This is a genomic window from Burkholderia sp. WP42 (genome assembly GCF_000745665.1).
GTDB lineage: Bacteria > Pseudomonadota > Gammaproteobacteria > Burkholderiales > Burkholderiaceae > Burkholderia > Burkholderia vietnamiensis.
On sequence record NZ_JQJT01000021.1, the window covers coordinates 113656 to 130576 of the forward strand.

A 16921-nucleotide genomic window follows, 5' to 3' on the forward strand; every position below is an offset into this window, starting at 1 on the left:
GCGTCGGGCGCCGTTGACGACGGCGTGGCATCAGTCTAGAAAATGCCGCGCTTCGACCTTTGACGTGGGTCAGCCCGACGCGCGTGCCCGCGCGGTGCGTTGCTTGACGTGAGTCAACGGGGCGGCCCGTCTCTTCAGCACAATCGAAACGTGACACCGGATGGTCTGGAGCCGATATCGTGCTGACGCTGGCTGTGCTGTTCCTGCTGATTCTGCTGCTGAATCTCGTGCCGGCATTCGCGCCGCCCACCTGGATGGCGATGTCGTGGGTGGGCTTCAACCTGCCCGACGGCAATCCGTTCGTATTCGCCGTCGTCGCGGCGGCCGCGGCCACCATCGGCCGCGTGATCCTCGCGACCTTCGCGCGCTCGCTGGTGCGCTCGCGCTGGGTGCGGGACGCCGATCGCGAGAACATCGCCGTGGCGACGCGCTGGCTGCGCAAGCACGGCACGCTGACCGCCGGGGCGTTCTTCCTCTATGCGCTGAGCCCGCTGCCGTCGAACTATCTGTTCATCGCATACGGGCTGTCCGGCTTGCCGCTCAGGATCATCGCCGCGGCGTTCTTCATCGGCCGCGTGACGACCTATGCGATCTGGGCGCACGTCGGCCGCTTCGCGTCCACGCAGCTCGACGCCGAGTCCGAACTCGGCGGCAGCTATCTCGGCGGCTACTTCATCGTCACGCAGCTCGTGCTGCTCGCATGCATCGTCGTGTTGATGAAGCTCGACTGGCACGCGCTCGTCCACGAACGTCGATTGACGTTCCGGCGCGGCCAGCGCGTGCGCCGCTCCGATTGAGGCCGGCGCGGGCGTGCGTTGGCCGATACGCCGCCCGTCCCCTCTTAATTTCGGTGAAGCGCTGCGGCTTCGACCGCCGTTTCGCGCTTGCGCGGATCGACGTGCGTCATCACGTTCAGCACCCGATGATGGCGCAGCACGCGCGCGCGCGCGTCCACCGCGATGTCGTGCCCTTGCGCCACGGTGAGATCGGCGTCGATGTCGAGATGCACGTCGACCAGGATCAGATCGCCGGTCTTGCGCGTGCGCAGGTCGTGCAGGTCGAGCACGCCGGGCGTGGCGAGCAGCGTCGCGCGGATCGCCTGCACGTCTTCGGCGTCGGCCGCGCGGTCCATCAGATCGTGCAACGCGTTCCAGCCGAACGTCGCGCCCATTTTCACGATCATCCCGCCGACGATCAGCGCGGCGACCGGATCGAGCAGCGGATAGCCGAGCAGGTTGCCCACGATCCCGCATCCGACCACCAGCGACGACGCGGCGTCCGAACGCGCATGCCACGCGTTGGCCACCAGCATGCTCGACTTCACGCGCGTCGCGACCGCGAGCATGTAGCGAAACAGGCTCTCCTTCGCGACCAGCGCGACGAGCGCCACCCACAGTGCCGCGACGTGGACGCGCTCGATCGCCTCCGGATGCTCGAGCTTCTGCACCGCCGACCACAGCATCCCGCCGCCGACCACCAACAGGATCGCGGCAAGCGCGAGCGACGCGCCGGTTTCGAAGCGTTGATGGCCGTAAGGATGCTTTTCGTCGACCGGCTTGCGGCTGTGATGGCCGGCCAGCAGCACGACGAAATCCGCGACCAGATCGGACAGCGAATGAATGCCGTCCGCGACGAGGCCCTGCGAGCGCGACAGGATGCCGATCACCACCTGGCCGATGCTCAGCGTGAGGTTCACCGCGACGCTCACCCAGGTGCTTCGGGTAGCCGCGGCGGCCATGGCGGGCGTCGCTTCGGCGACAGTTTCGGGTACGGCGTCGGGGTTGTTCTGGATCACGATTCAGTTCACGTTACAGGGTTAGCAAATTCGAATGTCGCTGGCAGCACCCGACAGCGGCGCTCAAGCGGCCAGCTGGTCGTAAGCGATCAGCGCATGGGCCGCGTACATCATCGACGGGCCGCCGCCCATGTACACGGCGACGCCGGCCACCTCCTCGACTTCCTCGCGCGTCGCCTTCAGCTTGATCAGCGCCTGCACGTGGAAGCCGATGCAGTCGTCGCAGCGCGATGATATCGCGATGCCCAGCGCGATCAGCTCGCGCGTCTTCTTCGTCAGCGCGCCGTCGCGCGTGCCGGCCGCCGCCAATGCGCCGAACGCCGACATCAGATCGGGCTGCGACTGCCGCAGCTTGCGCATCTGCTCGGTAATCTCGGCGGTTCGTTGACGATAGTTCAGTGAATCGGTCATGGCAGGTCGCCTCCGCGTTGGGGAAATCGGACCGGCTCGCGGCGTCGCGCCGCGGTCGCTGCACGCGACGCACGATGATGCACCGCAGGAGCGACATCGCCGTGACGGCCGGCACACGTTTCGATGGTATGAGCGGCTCCCGGACGGCCCTTGATCTGCCGCAATGGACAGGCTGCGCTCACGTGTACCGTTGAACGCATGCAAACCGTCGGGAGACTGCCATGTTTCGCTTGAATACCTTCACCGCACACTGCGTGATCGGCGTCGCGATCGCGATGTCGGCCGGGCTGGCCCACGCGCAGGCGAGCCAGCCGAGCCAGCCTGCACGCGGCGGCGTCGAATCGGGGCACATGATCTACGGCAGTCAGCTGATGACGCCGGCGGAGCGCACCGAATACCGGACGCGGATGCTCGCGGCAGCGTCGGACGCCGAGCGCGACAAGATCCGCGCCGAGCATCACGCTCAGATGCAGAAGCGCGCGAAGGCGCGCGGCATCACGCTCCCCGACGCGCCGCCGATGCGCGGCATGCATCGCGGCCAAGGGATGGGAATGGGGTCCGGGATGGGGCCGGGATCGGGGATGGGGTCCGGGATGGGCCCCGGCTACATGCACGGGCAGCCCGGCAGCCCCGCCAGCGGCGCTGCCGGCCAGTGACCGCGCGGCGCGGCGCGCCGGGCGAGGACCGAGGCCAGCCTGACACGCGCGCCGAGCCGGCCATGAAAGGCCGCTGCGGTGACCTTCGGTCACGCGCCGACCTTGTGCGGTGTAATTCGTAATCGACATGATCGCCTAGTGCGCGGCTGTGCCGGCTGCATCGGCTGCATCGGCTGCATCGGCGGCCGGCCACGACACGACGACGCACAACCCGCCCAACGCCGCCGAACGCCCGACCTCGAGGTCCGCTTCATGCGCGGCCGCGATGCGCCGCACGATCGACCAGCCCAGGCCGCTGCCGCCCGGCCGGCTTCCCGCCGGCCGAAAGAACCGCTCGCCCAGCCGGCGCAGATCGTCGTCGCCGATGCCGGGGCCGCTGTCCTCGACGCGCAGCGTCGTGCGTCCGTCGCATCGCGCGACCGACACGGTGATGCACGCGTCGGCCGGGCTGTAGCGAATCGCGTTGTCCACCAGATTGCGCACCATCGACTCGAGCAACGGCTCGTTGCCGCCGACGAGGCACGGCGCTCGCGCGTCGAGCTCCAGCCGCTGCCGCATGTCGATCGATCGCGGCGCGGCCTCCGCGACCACGCGCTTCGCGAGCGCCGCCAGATCGACCGGTGCGCGCTGGGCCAGCGCGCCCGCATCGAGACGCGACAGCAACAACAGCTGATCGACGAGCCGCGCGGCCCGATCGCAGCCTTCGAGCACGCCGCGCAGCGCATGCCGGCGCGGCGCGTCGTGGCGCTCGGCCAGCGCGACCTGCGCCTGCGCGCTGACGGCCGCGATCGGCGTGCGCAACTCGTGCGCCGCATCGGCAGTGAAGCGCCGCTCGGCGTCCATCACCGCACGAATCCGTTCGAACAGGCGGTTCAGCGCGTCGAGCATCGGCTGCATTTCGAGCGGCGTGCGCTCGAGCCGAATCGTGTCGAGCGCCTGCGGGTTGCGCCTGGCGAGCGCGCGGCCGAAATCGCGCAGCGGCGACGTGCCGCGGCGCACGGCCCAGCCGATCGCCAGCACCAGCAGCGGCAGCGCGGCCGCCATCGGCCAGAACGCGCTGCGCATGACCGCGCCGAGGATCGACTTGCGCGAATCGATCCGTTCGCCGACGAACACCTGGACGTCGTGGCGCACGCCGTGCACGACGAAGACGCGCCACGCATCGCCGTCGATCGCGACGGTCCAGAATCCCGACGCGCGAGCCTGCCCGGTCAGCTCGGGCGCCACCATCGGCTGCGACGGCGCGTTTTCCGAATGCAGGCCGAGCCGGCCGTCGTGGAATACCTGGAACGCCACACGCGGCCCGTACGGATGAAGCATCGGCGCGTCGATCGCGGTGTCGTCGTCGTCCGGCCCTCGCGCCTGCTGCGCGACCAGCAGCGCGGCGGCCTGCGCGAGGTGACCGTCGAGCAGCCGGTCGATCTCGCGCTGCGCATCGAGCCACGTCAGCATCAGCGTCGCGAGCCAGACGCCGAGCACCACGGCCGGCACCAGCGTCAGCAGCCGGCCGTGCAGCGAGCGTGCGGGCAGCAGCGCCTTCATGCGGCGTCCCGCATCAGCACGTAGCCCACGCCGCGCACGGTGCGGATCACTTCGCTGCCGAGCTTCGCGCGCAGCCGATGGATGTGGACCTCCACCGCATTGCTCTCGACTTCCTGCCCCCAGCTGTACAGATACTGCTCGATCTGCTCGCGCGACAGCACCCGCCCGGCGTTGAGCATCAGGATGTGCAGCAGGTCGAACTCGCGCGTCGACAGCGCAACGGCCACGCCCGCGCGGCGCGCGGTGCGCGACGCGGGCTCCAGCTCGACGTCGTGCGCGCGCAGCCGTTCGGTCGGCCGGCCGTGCGCGCGCCGCACCAGCGCGCGGAGGCGTGCGCCGAGCTCGTACAGATCGATGGGCTTGATCACGTAGTCGTCGGCGCCCGCGTCGAGCGCGCGGATGCGGTCGGGCACCGCGTCGCGCGCGGTCAGCACGAGGATCGGCAGCGCAATGCCGTCGCGGCGAATGCGTTGCAGCACGTCCATGCCGTCGACGAGCGGCAACCCGAGGTCGAGCACCGCGGCCGCATGAACGTGCGCGCGCAGCTCGCGCTGCGCCGCGTCGCCGTCGCGGACCCAGTCGACCTGGAACCCTTGCTGGCGCAACCCGGCGCGGATGCCGTCGCCGAGCAGGACATCGTCTTCCACGAGCAGGATGCGCACGATCGGGCACTCACTCAGCCGGCGGCCGTCAATCGTCGTCGCGGTCCGCGCCGTGCGCGGGGCGTCCGATGTCGGCCGCGACTGGGCCGTCGCCCGGCGCGGGCTGCGGCGCCGCGTGCCATTGCGTCCACCACCAGCCGATCGCCGCGGCCGTCATGATCGCGGCGAGGCTCCACCACGCGCGCCGGATGCCGTCGGCCGGCGCACCGCGCTTGTAACCCGTCACCATCGCGCGGGCCAGATTCTCGCGGTGCACGATGCTGCTGACGAACACCGCGCCGACGTGCACGGCGACCAGCACGAGCATCGCGTTCGCCACGCCTTCATGCAGCTCGCCGAACGCTTCGCCGTTACCGTTGTACGCGGCCCAGCCGCTCGCGCCGAGCGCGGCCGTCATCGCCAGCATCGCGACGATCGCGATCGCGCCGGCCGGGTTGTGGCCGACGTGATGTTCGGGCCGGCCTTTCGCGAGGCTCAGCAGATAGCGGACCACGGCCGCCGGCGAGCGCACGAACGACGAGAAGCGCGCATGGCGCGTGCCGGCCACGCCCCAGACGACGCGAAACGCGACGAGCGCCAGCATCGTGTAGCCGAACGCGACGTGCATCAGCCGCCATCGTTCGCTTTCGGCGCTCAGCCACGCGCCGGCAAATGCGATCACCATCAGCCAGTGAAACGCGCGCACCGGCGCGTCCCACACCAGCACGCGTTCGGCGCGCGGCGTGGCCGGTTCAGCGGGCGCCTGGAATGCGGACGAATCGTTCATCGAAATTTCCCTTGTCTGCCTGCGTATGACATGCGGCGCAATTGGACGGCCGCTTCACTGCCGGGCTGTTCCACACCGCGGCCGGTACTTCGTCGTGGGTCGAGATGAACCACGACGAGCGCGTGATCCTGTCGTCGGGCGGCCGCCGCGCCGCAGCGCCCGTCGCCGCGTGCGCGCTCAGCCAGGTCTGCAGTTGCGCGACGGTTGCCGCATCGAGCGTCGCGTCGGTGCCGAAGTGATGCTCGAGACCGTTGAGGATGCGACGCCACGACTCGGCCGGCAGCGCGCCCGGCGGATAGGCGACGTGGCAGGTCGCGCACTCCTGCTTGTAGCGGGGCAGCAGCGGCACGGCCATGCCGCGCATTTCGTCTTCGGCGAGGACGGTGTGCGGCAGCAGCGAAACCAGCAGCGCCGCGGCGATGCCGACCCGCAGCGCGGGGCGCCACGACGAGATCGTCGGTTCGACACGGTTCATCTGCGTTCCCCTTCAGGGTTTCAACGTGATCAGCCACGCGAGGATGTCGGCCTTTTCGGCAGCCGAGCATTCGCGCCCGACGACGTCCTTGCAATTTCGGCGAAACCATTTTTCGGAGCGTGCGCCGTCCGAGAACCGCGCCGGGTTGAACGCGGGCGCGAGCGGCTCGATCGTCTTGCCGGTCACGACGTGCCGCCCTGCACCGGTCGGCGAGCTACCGTGACAGCTCGCGCAACTCCATTCGCGTCCGTGGCGGGACGTGAAGAACTGTTGTCCGCGCAACGGCACAGCGGCCGTGCCCGCCTGCGCCGTGTAGCCGGCCAGCAACGCGGCCGGTGTTTCGGCATGCGCGCCGGCGCCGGCGGCCATGCATATCGCGGCCGCCGCGCAGGACCGGCGCAGCATGCGAACCGAGTCAGATAGACGCATCGTGATCCTCCTGAGCGATGCATTCATCTTCGGGCGCGTTCCTTACCGGATTCTTAAGGGAGCGGTGTGTCACCGTTCGGCGGCGAGCTGACGGTCATACACTCGTGCCGCCTTGACGCACGTCAAACGTTGCGACACCTGCCGAAGCCAGAACTGGAGCCGGCGTCGGACGCGATGCGGCCGCTCGCGCACCGAAACGAGCGGCGCGCAGGCCCGATGGCGTGGTGGCGCTTGACCTGCATCAAGCCGGCACGCGCGTTCCGCGTCAGCATGGACACGCTACCGTTTGCTCCGCACGTGCACGGCCGATGCGGCAGCCCAATCCCCGAGGAGACTTCGATGCGATCGAGACCTTTCGTTGTACTGCTTGCGTGGCTGGCATTGCTGGTCGGACAGGTAGCGCCTGCCGCTGCGAACGACCTGACGCGCAGCGTGACGTCCGGCGACATTGCCGTCAACTTCGGCGTGGTGCCGGCGAATCAGACTGCCGCAGCGGGCGGCAGCGCCGCCGACGCGTCGTCGAACGTGAACCTGTATCTGCTGACCGTCGCGCTGTTCGACCGGTCGACCGGCAAGCGCATCGAAAACGCGCACATCACGGCCGTAGTGAAGGGCCCGCGCAGCGAAGCCAGCTCGTTTCACACGAAGCCGAAGCAGATGCAGCTCGAACCGGCGCGGGACGGCAATGCGGTCACGTACGGGCACGTGTTCGACGCACGCTGGAAAGGCATCTATCACATCGACCTCGCGATTACGCGAGACGGCTCGACGCATGTCGAGCATGTCCGCCTGAACTACGACCAGCAGTTCTGAGCTTCCGACCGGGTCGGCAGCGCCAAGGGTGCGCCGCCGCGACGCGCGGCGGTCACGGCGACGCCGTTCCGTTGCGCAGCCGGCCGAACACCCGACGACGCACGCCGACCCGCGCTTAATACAGCAGGAACGCCGCCCGCTCGGGCGCGAACGCGGCATTTTGCGCAGCGACGAACGCTTCGATGTCGTCGAGCGAGCGCCCCGCTTCCAGCATGTCGGCCACCTCGCGCGAGCCGACCGACGCGCGGATCGCATCGATCCGGAACCGCGCCGGATAACGGCGGTGCAATGCCAGCGCGAGCGCCAGCCCGATCTCGCCGGGCCGCGTCGCGCCCGGCAGCCGTTCGATGCGCACGCCTTCGCAGAGCCTGCCGCGATAGGGGCCCTCGGTCGGCACGAAGCGGACCGGCGAGAACGTCGCGGCGAGCCGCATCGCGCGCAAATCGTCCGCGACGCTGCGCGCGTCGATCCACGGCGCGCCGACCACGCTGAACGGGGTCGCGGTGCCGCGCCCGACACTGACCGCCGCGCCCTCCACGAGCCCCGTCTCCGGATAGAGCGACAGCGCGGCCGTATCGCGCAGGTTCGGCGATGGCGGCAACCAGCCGAGCCCCGTGTCGTCGAAGCGCATCGTGCGCGCGTAGTTCGCCAGCGGCACTACGCTGAGCGTCGCGCCGATCTGCAGCCGGTCGTTGAACAGCCGGGCCAGTTCGCCGATCGTCATGCCGGGCGCGAGCGGCAGCGCGTAGTAGCGCGTGAAGGTCGACGGCCCCGCGTCGGCGACGGGCCCGCCGAACGCGTCGGCGCCGAGCGGATCGGGACGGTCGAGCACGATCACCGGACGATGCGCGGCCGCGCCGGCTTCGAGCGCATAGCCGAGCGTCGCCAGGTACGTGAAGAAGCGCACGCCCGCGTCCTGCAGGTCGACCACCAGCACGTCGACGTCGGCCAGCAGCGCGGGCGCGATCGTGCGGCGCTCGCCGTACAGGCTGTGAACGACCGCGCCGGTCGCCGCATCGACGCTGTCGCCGAACGTGTCGTCCACGTCGGTGCCGAGCCCGTGCTCGGGCGCGAACAGCGCAACGAGCCGTGCGCCCGGCGCGTGCGCGAGCAGGTCGGCCGTGCGCCGGCCGAACCGGTCGAAGCCGCTGCGGTTCGTGACGAGCGCGATGCGCTTGCCGGCCACCGCCGCGTAGCCGCTCGCGGCCAGCACGTCGATGCCGGCCAGCACCGGCCCGCGCGATGGCGGCGGCCGGACGGCTGCGGCGAGCGCGTCCGCCATCGGCGGCACGCGCGCGGCGATCTGCGCCGGCGTGACCGGCGCCACCGCGCTCGATACGATGCCGACCACGAGCGCGCGCAACGGCATCGCGGTGCCGGTTTCGTCCGGATAGAGACGGCTCGTCAGCACGATCGCGAAGCGACGCGTCACGGGATCGATCCATAGCGCCGTGCCCGTGTAGCCGAGGTGTTGCAGCGCGCCGACCGGCGGCAGCCGGTAGCGGTTCGCCACGAGCGGCGGCCCGACCGCCCAGCCGGGCGTGTGCAGCTCGCTTGGCGTGTCGGCCGGGAGCGGTGTTTCGAGTTCGGCGACGCTGCGCGCGCTCAGCACCCGCGTTGCACCGAGCGTGCCGCCGTTCAGCAGCATGCGCGCGAAGCGCGCCAGATCGTCCGCGCTCGCGAACAGGCCCGCATTGCCCGCCACGCCGCCCAGCGCCGCCGCGACCGGATCGTGCACGCGGCCTCGCAGCAGGCGGCCGTCGCGTACGACGGTGGGCGCCACGCGCGCGCTCAGCGGGGCGGCTGGGCGGAACGTGGCGCTCGTCATCCCGAGCGGCCCGAACACGTGCTCGGCGCACCACGCGTCGAGCGGTCGGTGCGACACGCGCCGGACGATCTCGCCGAGCACCACGTAATTGACGTCGCTGTAACGGACGCGCGTGCCGGGCGTCGCGACCGGCGCCATCGCGACGATGTCGGCGAGCACGGCCGCGCGGCTGCGCAGCGCGCGGGCCGACGACACGCCGGCCGGCAGCCCCGACACGTGCGCGAGCAACTGGCGGATCGTGATGCCGGCCTTCTCGTTCGTGCCGAACGCCGGCCAGTAGTGCGCGGCCAGCATGTCGAGGCCGAGCATGCCGCGCTCCGCGAGCTGCATGATCGCGACGGCCGTCGCCACCGGCTTGGTCAGCGACGCGAGGTCGAACACGGTGTCGGCCGTCATCGGCTCGGCCTGCTCGCCCGTCACGCGCGCACCGCGGGCGACCCGCACGCGCACGCCGTCCGCGTCGCCGGTCACGACCACGGCGCCCGCGAGATGCCCGTCCGCGATCTCCGCGGCGATCGCCGCGTCGATCGCGGCCGCCTGCTGCGACGCAGCGGGCGCGTCGGCTTGCGCCCACGCGTCGGCCGCGCGGAATGGGCCGAGCGGGCCGAATGGGCCGAACGCGAGCAGCAACGCGCCGCTCAGCGCGACAGCGCGGCGCAATCGCACCCATCGAACGCGTTCCACTGGATCGCCTCCTTCGTGGCGGCGGATGGATCGAGGCCGGCATGCGAGCGCGTCGCTGCCGAGCCGAGGCCGGGAGTCCTGCACGCCTACCTTCGGGTCGGCGCCGACCCGCCGCGCGGCTAGCGCGCCGGTTGCTGCTGCGGGGCCGGGCAGCCGGTGCAGAGTCGCATCGCGCCTTCGCGTTCGGGGTCGCGCCAGGCAAAGCGGACCTCGACGCCGCCGCGCGCCGGCACGACCACGTGCCGGACCTCCTGCACCGCGCGGTCGCGCGCGGTGATCGTGTACCTGCCCGGCGGCACGCGAGCGAACAGGAACGGGCCGCCGGTGCGTACGTCGAGAAGCGCCGACTTGCCGGACGCCAGCTTCACGTCGACGTCGGACAGATAGTGGCCGGCCTTCGACGTGAACGTCATCCGCAGGTTGTAGCGCGGCGCGACGTCGCGAAACGCGGTGACTTCGTCGCTGCCGATGCCGCCGGTGATGTACACGACGCCGTTACGCGAGATCGGCTCGTTCGCGGTGTCGGCCAGCGCGTTCGCGCCGAGCGTCAGCACGCAGGCTGCCAACAGCATCTTGATGGTGGTGGTCCGCATCTTCACTCTCCTGATTGAGCACGCGTGGCTACACGGCCGCCCGTCGATCGCGGCGCGGTGCTGCGTGCGACGGCGTCGTGCGTTCGCTTTGGCGATGCTGTGAGCGTCGCGCGGAACGTCGATTTCCCATTGATGCAAGTCAACGGCGTTCCGGTCGAGGCGCGCAAAACCGGACGAAGCGCAAGCGTTACTGCGATCGCGTCGCGGCGGTCGGGGCGCGCGGCCGAGCGGCGTACCGCGGGTGAATGGCGGGCGGGCGGCATGGTGTCGGCGCGCGCTGTCAGGCGATCCTGCGCAGGCCGTCGGAAATTGCCGACACGGCCGCCCGACGTCGGACAGCAAGCTCAGGCCGCGCTGATTGTGCCGCGCGGGGTCGCCGCCAATACTGAAGACGTGGCAGTACGCCATGCATCGAGCGGCTGACGCACGGTTGGTCCGCGCCGCCGCCGCACTGGGAGTTCGCGATGATCGATCCGACCGCAGCGCACGCCGACGCCGCCGATTCCAATGGCGAACCGCCGGTCGGTGCGCACCTCGTGACGCGCCGACCCGGCTATCTGCATCACGGCATCTATATCGGCGACGGCAACGTGATTCATTACGCGGGTTGGTCGCGCGATCCGAGCGGCGGCCCGGTCGAAGTGGTCACGCTCGACGGCTTCCGGGCCGGCCGCGCGCTCGCGGTCGTGCGCCACGCGCATGCGCCCTACGACGGGATGCAGGCCGCGCGCCGCGCGGCGTCGCGCCTCGGCGAATGCCGCTACCGGCTGCTGACGAACAACTGCGAGCATTTCTGCCTGTGGTGCCTGTTCGGCGTCGGCCGGAGCGAACAGGTGGCGTCGTGCCTGCGCAATCCGGCGCATGGCCTCGCGGTCGCGGCGATGCTGATCGCCTGGGTGCTGGCTGCGCGGTTGTATCCGGGGATGGGTGGGCGGGGGTAAACGGCATGGCGCGTTACTGGCCTGCCAGCAACTGCCGCCGCATCACCGGCGGTCGCGCCGGACCGCACAGCGCTTCACCCGCCCGCTCGCAATTCGACTCGCCGATGCCGATGCCGACCGACCCGTTCGCCATCACGACCGCATTGTCGCGCATCGCTCACGGATAGCCTCTCCGTCCCATCGCGGCACCGATTCGCGCCGCCCCGGCCACCCGCCGCAACCTCCCACTCACCGCGGCAACGCCGCCGGATCATAGCGATTACGCGGATTCCACAGCATCCACCCATCAGTCCCCTCCGCGTCGGCCGCATCGACCTGCGCGCGGATCTCGTCGGCGTCGAACGGCCGATGATCGAACGCGTAGTCGCGAAAGGCCTGCAGCCACGGTCTGAAGCGCACGCCGTCCATCCCGGTCCGGCGCTTCGCCTCGGCCAGCGACCGCGCGACGATCTCGCCGGCATGCTCGGTCGGCTTGCGGCAGCCGGGCAGCCCCCACGTGAAGCCCGACGGATACAGCATCGGCGACACGTAGTCGACCACCGTGCCCAGTGCATCGAGCCGCTGCCCGATCGCGGTGTCGTCGCTGTTCCAGCACACGTAGCCGAAAATGTCGGCCGACAGGTACAGGTTGTACGGACGCAGCCGCTCGCGCGCGCCGGTCAGAAAACCGGTGATCGCCGCGACCCGGTTGGCCTCGGTGTTGGGCTCGGCGAACCGCAGGCCGTTCGCGTCGGGAAACCGCAGATAGTCGAACTGGATTTCGTCGAAGCCCATCCGGGCCGCCTCTTCGGCGATGTCGTAATTGTGTTGCCAAGCCGCGCGCGACGTCGGATCGATCCAGCGCTGATGCTCGCGATCCTGCCAGATCTCCCCCGCCGCATCGCGCACCGCCCACTCAGGATGCGCACGCGCCAGTGCGTCGTCCTTGAACACGACGATGCGCCCGATCACGTAAAGGCCGCGCGCATGGAACGTCCGCAGCAGCTCCGGCAGATCGGGCGGATGCACGATCGCGCCCGCCGCATGACTCGCCGCACCGGACACGTCGCGCGCGAGGCTGCGATACGGCGTGACGCCGCTGTCGCCCTTCACGTCGATGACGAGCGCGTTGATCGCGGTCGTGCCCTGCAGCGCGAGCGCGGCGTCGCGCAACGTGTGGTCCGCGACACCGTACGCCGACAGGTAAACCGCTTTCGGACGCACCGGCGCCAGCCGGATCGTATGGGCCGCGTCGGTCGGCGCCAGCGTGAGCTCGGCGCGCGCGTAGCCGGGCGCGCGCACGCTCACGCGCGTACCTGCCGCATCGAGCTCCAGCGAAAACGCGCCGTCGCGATCCGCGGTCCGGTTCACGCCGCCGGCATGGCCGATCGCGCCGGCCAGCGGATGACCGTTGGTCGCATCGACCACGGTGATCGACACCGGCGCCGCCTGCGCGGCGACCGCGGCGAACAATACGAGCAGACACGCGATCACGCGCTCAATCATGGCTTCCTCCGGCGCTTCTCAGCAGTCCGTTCATGCAGCGCGTGTCGCACGCGTCGGTCATCAGATAGCGCGGCAGCGCCATCGCGGAATCGGTGCGCCGGACCGGGCGCGCATCGATCGTGAAGGCGGCGACGTAGCCCTCGGCCGCCGCCTGCTCGTCGGTCTGCGCATCGTGGACGCCGAACGGCCAGGCCAGCAGCGTGACGGGCCGGCCGATCTCGGCCTCGAGCCGTTCGCGCGAGCGCCGCAACTGGAACGACACGAAGCGCCGGTAGTCGGCCGGCGTCTGCCGCGCCCGCTCGGTATGGAAATTCGGATGCCAGTACGTATGCGACTCGATGGCGACGTCGGCGGATTGCCCGAGCGCGCGCAGCTGATCCCACGTCATCGCATAGCCGGCATTGGAGATCGCCGACGGATAGACGAACAGCGTGACGGGCATCGGATGCGCCGCGAGCAGCGGGCGCAGCACGTCGTAGACGGAGCGGTGACCGTCGTCGACGGTGATGGCGACCGCACGCGCGGGCAGCGCAACCGCATCGCCGCGCTGCCAACGCACGACGTCGGCGAGCGGCACGATCCGGTAGCCGTTCGCGTCGATCGCCTGCAGCTGGTCGCGCAACGTATCGATGCGCACCGTCATCGAATCGACGCGCGTCGTCGCGAACCGGTGGTAGGCCAGGATCAGCACACGCTGCGGCTGCGGCGCACCGGCGCCTTCATCGTCCGCCGCCCACAGCGGCGGCACGCACGACAGCAGGAGTAGACAGACGAGCATGCGCAAGGCCATGGCGGTCCTCGTAGACGGGCTGCCCCATTGTTCGCGATCGCGGCGCGCATGCCGCTGAGCCAGATCAACGATCACCGATCAGCTTGCGAGCGCAACGATTTCGTCGTGGATGCGCTCGACGTCCGCGCGCGTGCACAGGGCGGTGCCCGGATGCTCGACCGACGAAGCCGATGCGGCGAGCGCATAGCGGCACGCGTCGTCGAGCGGCACGCCGCGTGCCAGCGCCCACACCATGCCGCCGACGAAACTGTCGCCTGCGCCGACCGTGCTGCATACCGCTGCCGGCCGCCCGGGCAGACGCAACGACCGATCGCGCGTGACGACCCACGCGCCGCGCGCGCCGAGCGTCAACGCGACGATCTCGGCCTGGCCGCGCGCGACGAGTTCGCTCGCCACCCGACACGCGGACGCATCGTCGAGCGCTTCGCCGGCCAGCGCGCTGAGCTCGCCGATACTGGGCTTCACGAGATGAACGCCCTCCTCCAGCGCCGCGGCCAGCGCACGGCCCGACGCGTCGACGACGACGCGACTGCCCCGCGCCTTCGCGGCCCGTGCGAGCGTCGCGTACAGATCGTCGGGCGCGCCGGGCGGCAGACTGCCGCTCAGCACGAGATAGCGCGGCGCCGGCTGCATCGCGTCGAGGCGGGCCGCGCAGTCGCGCCACTCGGCGTCGCTCACCGATGGCCCCGGCATCAAAAAGCGGTATTCGCGCCCGGTCGAGGTCTCGGTCACGCAGACGTTCTCGCGCGTCTCGCCGACGATCCGGATGCGCACGCTCGGCAGGCGCTCGGCCTCGAGCAACAACGTCAGCACGTCGCCGGTCGGGCCGCCGGCCAGGTACAGCGCGACGCAGTCGCCGCCGAGCCGGTGGATGGTCCGCGCGACGTTGATGCCGCCGCCGCCCGGGTCGCGGCGCGGCCGCGCGCAGCGCAGCTTGTGCGTGTCGACGATGTGCTCGACCGACGTCGCGACGTCGACGGCCGGGTTCAGGGTAACGGTAACGATATCTGTCATGGTGTGGGTCTTGTGCAGTCGATGGCACGCGCGCCGCGACGGTGCGCGCGCCGGCCGTGGCTCCACCATACGTGCGGCGACGGTCGCGGCGTTGATGCCAGTCAATCGATCCCGCAACCGCACACGATTGCGCTCGATCAACGACGCACGCGTGCAGGCTCCTACAGTGAATCATTCTTCGCCGCCGAGCCCGCCATGGATGAGCAGCCGCTGTGCAGCACCGTGTTCGCCGAGCGCTACGCGCAGCCCGGCGAGACGTCGCGTGCGGCCGTATTCCAGCGCGTCGCGCGCGCGCTGTCGCTCGCCGAGCCGCCCGAGCTGCGCGCGCAGTGCGAGCGCGCGTTCTTCCTGAACCTGCAGCGCGGCGCGATCGGCGCCGGCCGCATCCTCGCGAACGCCGGCGCCGATAAGGGCGGCACGATGGTCAACTGCTTCGTCCATCCGCTCGCGATGCCGGCCGACACGCGCGCGCGGGCCGTCGATGCGGCGCTCACGCACGCGCTCGGCGACGCGCGGCGCACGCTGCTGATGGGCGGCGGAATCGGCTACGACTTCTCGCCGGTGCCGCCGCTCGACGCCTACGAGCGCCGCGCGGCGTCGGACGCCGGCGCATGCGCGGCGATCGACCGCTTCGATGCGATGTGCCGCGCGCTACCGTTCACCGGCCCGCGCCGCGGCGCGCAGATGGCCGTCCTGCGCTGCGATCATCCGGACCTCGCGGCATTCGTCGCGGCCAAGCGCGGACGTTCGCGCTGGCCAACCTTCAACGTGTCGGTCGGCATCACCGACGCCTTCATGGAAGCGGTCCTGCACGACCGGCCGTGGGCGCTCGTCCATCGTGCGCCGCCGCACCGGGCGTCCATCGCGGCGCCACGCCGGCCGGACGGAGGCCATGTTTACGCGACGGTCGCGGCACGCACGCTGTGGCACGAGATCGTCGCCGCGGCGCGCGACAGCGCCGAACCGGGGCTGCTGTTCGTCGACACCATCCGCGCTGCGAACCCGCTGCGCGAGCACGAACGGATCGACGCGACCAATCCGTGCGGCGAGCAGCCGCTGCCCGCGTACGGCAGCTGCGTGCTCGGCCCGATCGACCTGTCGCGGTTCGTGCTGCACCCGTTCGGCGTCGAAGGCAAGCCGCGCTTCGACTTCGCGACGCTCGCCGACGCGGTGCGCATCCAGGTCCGCATGCTCGACGACGTGCTGGACCTGACCGCATGGCCGCTCGCCGCGCACCAGCGCGAGGCGCGGCGCACGCGCCGCATCGGCGTCGGCGTAACCGGGCTGGCCGACGCGCTGACGATGCTGCGGCTGCGTTACGACAGCGCCGACGCCCGCGCCTTCGCGCGCTCGATCGTGCTGTCGATGCGCGAACATGCGTTTGCCGCGTCGGCGGCGCTGGCGGCCGAACGCGGCGCCTTTCCGGCATACGATCCGGCCGACTATCTGACCGGCCCCGCGCACCGCACGCTGCTGCCGCTGAACGTACAGCACGCGATCGCGCGGCACGGGCTGCGCAACAGTCATCTGCTGTCGTTCGCGCCGGCCGGCAGCGTGAGCCTCGCGTTCTGCGACAACTGCTCGAACGGCATCGAGCCGGCCGTCGGCTGGACCCAGCGCAGGATGGTGCATACGGCCGACGGTCGGGTCCGCCAGTTTCATGCGCAGAATCACGCTTACCGGCTGTTTCGCGCGCTGCATGGCGAGCACGAACGGCTGCCCGACTATTTCGTGACCGCGGCGGAGATCGCACCGGCCGATCACGTCGCGATGCTCGCGGCGCTGCAGCCCTGCGTGGACGCCGGCATCTCGAAGACGGTGACGCTGCCCGACCGGTGTTCGCTCGCGCAGGTCGACGCGCTGTTCGTGCAGGCGTGGCGCGACGGTCTGAAGGGCATCACGGTGTTCCGGCCCGACCCGCGGCTCGCGGCGGTCGTGACCGACGACGCGGCGCAAGCACGCCGCGATGGGCCGGTCTGCATCGGTTGTTGAACCGAACCGCGCGACAGCCGGCGGACGGCAGCCGGCGGTCCACAC

General features: G+C 70.7%; 18 protein-coding genes. 5 read left to right on the forward strand and 13 right to left on the reverse strand.

Annotation, left to right across the window (positions count from 1 at the left end):
* The first annotated feature begins 179 nt into the window (after positions 1-179).
* Complete coding sequence (locus EX20_RS13990) at positions 180-797, forward strand: VTT domain-containing protein (RefSeq protein ID WP_014725991.1); 618 nt, start codon at positions 180-182, stop codon at positions 795-797.
* Between the two features lie 44 nt (positions 798-841).
* Here EX20_RS13990 and EX20_RS13995 read toward each other — a convergent pair whose 3' ends face one another.
* Together EX20_RS13995 and EX20_RS14000 are read right to left on the reverse strand one after the other, a co-directional pair.
* On the reverse strand, positions 842-1738 hold the full coding sequence (locus tag EX20_RS13995; RefSeq protein WP_072465504.1) for a cation diffusion facilitator family transporter: 897 nt from the start codon (positions 1736-1738) through the stop codon (positions 842-844).
* 120 nt (positions 1739-1858) lie between these two features.
* Complete coding sequence (locus EX20_RS14000; protein ID WP_011880354.1) at positions 1859-2206, reverse strand: carboxymuconolactone decarboxylase family protein; 348 nt, start codon at positions 2204-2206, stop codon at positions 1859-1861.
* Between the two features lie 221 nt (positions 2207-2427).
* Between EX20_RS14000 and EX20_RS14005 the strand changes: the two genes are divergently transcribed.
* Positions 2428-2862, forward strand: coding sequence for a hypothetical protein (locus EX20_RS14005; RefSeq protein WP_034193923.1), 435 nt, complete (start codon positions 2428-2430; stop codon positions 2860-2862).
* A 135-nt stretch (positions 2863-2997) separates the two neighbouring features.
* On the opposite strand, the gene EX20_RS14010 is transcribed toward EX20_RS14005, so the two are convergent.
* From EX20_RS14010 to EX20_RS14030, 5 genes are read right to left on the reverse strand one after another with little or no spacing between them, the layout of a single operon-like run.
* The gene (locus EX20_RS14010) at positions 2998-4404 is read right to left on the reverse strand and encodes an ATP-binding protein (RefSeq protein WP_034193924.1); all 1407 of its coding nucleotides are present in this window, start codon (positions 4402-4404) and stop codon (positions 2998-3000) included.
* A complete protein-coding gene (locus EX20_RS14015) occupies positions 4401-5066 on the reverse strand; it encodes a response regulator (RefSeq protein ID WP_034193925.1) in 666 nt (221 codons plus the stop codon). The genes EX20_RS14010 and EX20_RS14015 overlap by 4 nt, the downstream gene beginning before the upstream one ends.
* A 28-nt stretch (positions 5067-5094) precedes the next feature.
* On the reverse strand, positions 5095-5832 hold the full coding sequence (locus EX20_RS14020; RefSeq protein WP_034193926.1) for a cytochrome b/b6 domain-containing protein: 738 nt from the start codon (positions 5830-5832) through the stop codon (positions 5095-5097).
* Positions 5798-6307 (reverse strand): diheme cytochrome c, encoded by a 510-nt coding sequence (locus EX20_RS14025; protein WP_051974441.1) that lies wholly within the window; start codon positions 6305-6307, stop codon positions 5798-5800. Before EX20_RS14025 ends, EX20_RS14020 begins: the two co-directional genes overlap by 35 nt.
* A gap of 12 nt (positions 6308-6319) precedes the next feature.
* On the reverse strand, positions 6320-6676 hold the full coding sequence (locus tag EX20_RS14030; RefSeq protein WP_014725997.1) for a DUF1924 domain-containing protein: 357 nt from the start codon (positions 6674-6676) through the stop codon (positions 6320-6322).
* Positions 6677-7075: 399 nt separating this feature from the next.
* On the opposite strand from EX20_RS14030, the gene EX20_RS14035 reads away from it, so the two are divergent.
* Positions 7076-7549: a hypothetical protein gene (locus tag EX20_RS14035; protein WP_011880360.1), complete on the forward strand. Its 474-nt coding sequence runs from the start codon at positions 7076-7078 to the stop codon at positions 7547-7549.
* A gap of 115 nt (positions 7550-7664) precedes the next feature.
* Here the strand turns inward: EX20_RS14035 and EX20_RS14040 are convergent, their stop codons facing one another.
* Both EX20_RS14040 and EX20_RS14045 read right to left on the reverse strand, forming a co-directional pair.
* On the reverse strand, positions 7665-10061 hold the full coding sequence (locus EX20_RS14040; protein WP_034193927.1) for a serine hydrolase: 2397 nt from the start codon (positions 10059-10061) through the stop codon (positions 7665-7667).
* 119 nt (positions 10062-10180) lie between these two features.
* Entirely contained in the window at positions 10181-10654 is a 474-nt protein-coding gene (locus EX20_RS14045; protein ID WP_011880362.1) for a hypothetical protein, read from the reverse strand.
* A 464-nt stretch (positions 10655-11118) separates the two neighbouring features.
* Here EX20_RS14045 and EX20_RS14050 point away from each other — a divergent pair, with 464 nt between their 5' ends.
* The gene (locus EX20_RS14050; protein WP_011880364.1) at positions 11119-11595 is read left to right on the forward strand and encodes a lecithin retinol acyltransferase family protein; all 477 of its coding nucleotides are present in this window, start codon (positions 11119-11121) and stop codon (positions 11593-11595) included.
* Positions 11596-11608: 13 nt separating this feature from the next.
* Here the strand turns inward: EX20_RS14050 and EX20_RS31965 are convergent, their stop codons facing one another.
* The 4 genes from EX20_RS31965 to EX20_RS14065 form a co-directional block, all read right to left on the reverse strand.
* Positions 11609-11749, reverse strand: coding sequence for a hypothetical protein (locus EX20_RS31965; RefSeq protein WP_155624612.1), 141 nt, complete (start codon positions 11747-11749; stop codon positions 11609-11611).
* 74 nt (positions 11750-11823) lie between these two features.
* The gene (locus EX20_RS14055; RefSeq protein ID WP_034193928.1) at positions 11824-13080 is read right to left on the reverse strand and encodes a putative glycoside hydrolase; all 1257 of its coding nucleotides are present in this window, start codon (positions 13078-13080) and stop codon (positions 11824-11826) included.
* Positions 13073-13870, reverse strand: a complete 798-nt coding sequence (locus tag EX20_RS14060; RefSeq protein WP_034193929.1) for a polysaccharide deacetylase family protein — start codon at positions 13868-13870, stop codon at positions 13073-13075. Before EX20_RS14060 ends, EX20_RS14055 begins: the two co-directional genes overlap by 8 nt.
* Positions 13871-13948: 78 nt before the next feature.
* Positions 13949-14884, reverse strand: coding sequence for a 1-phosphofructokinase family hexose kinase (locus tag EX20_RS14065; protein WP_034193930.1), 936 nt, complete (start codon positions 14882-14884; stop codon positions 13949-13951).
* Between the two features lie 195 nt (positions 14885-15079).
* Between EX20_RS14065 and EX20_RS14070 the strand changes: the two genes are divergently transcribed.
* A complete protein-coding gene (locus tag EX20_RS14070) occupies positions 15080-16876 on the forward strand; it encodes an adenosylcobalamin-dependent ribonucleoside-diphosphate reductase (RefSeq protein ID WP_034193931.1) in 1797 nt (598 codons plus the stop codon).
* Positions 16877-16921 lie beyond the last annotated feature (45 nt).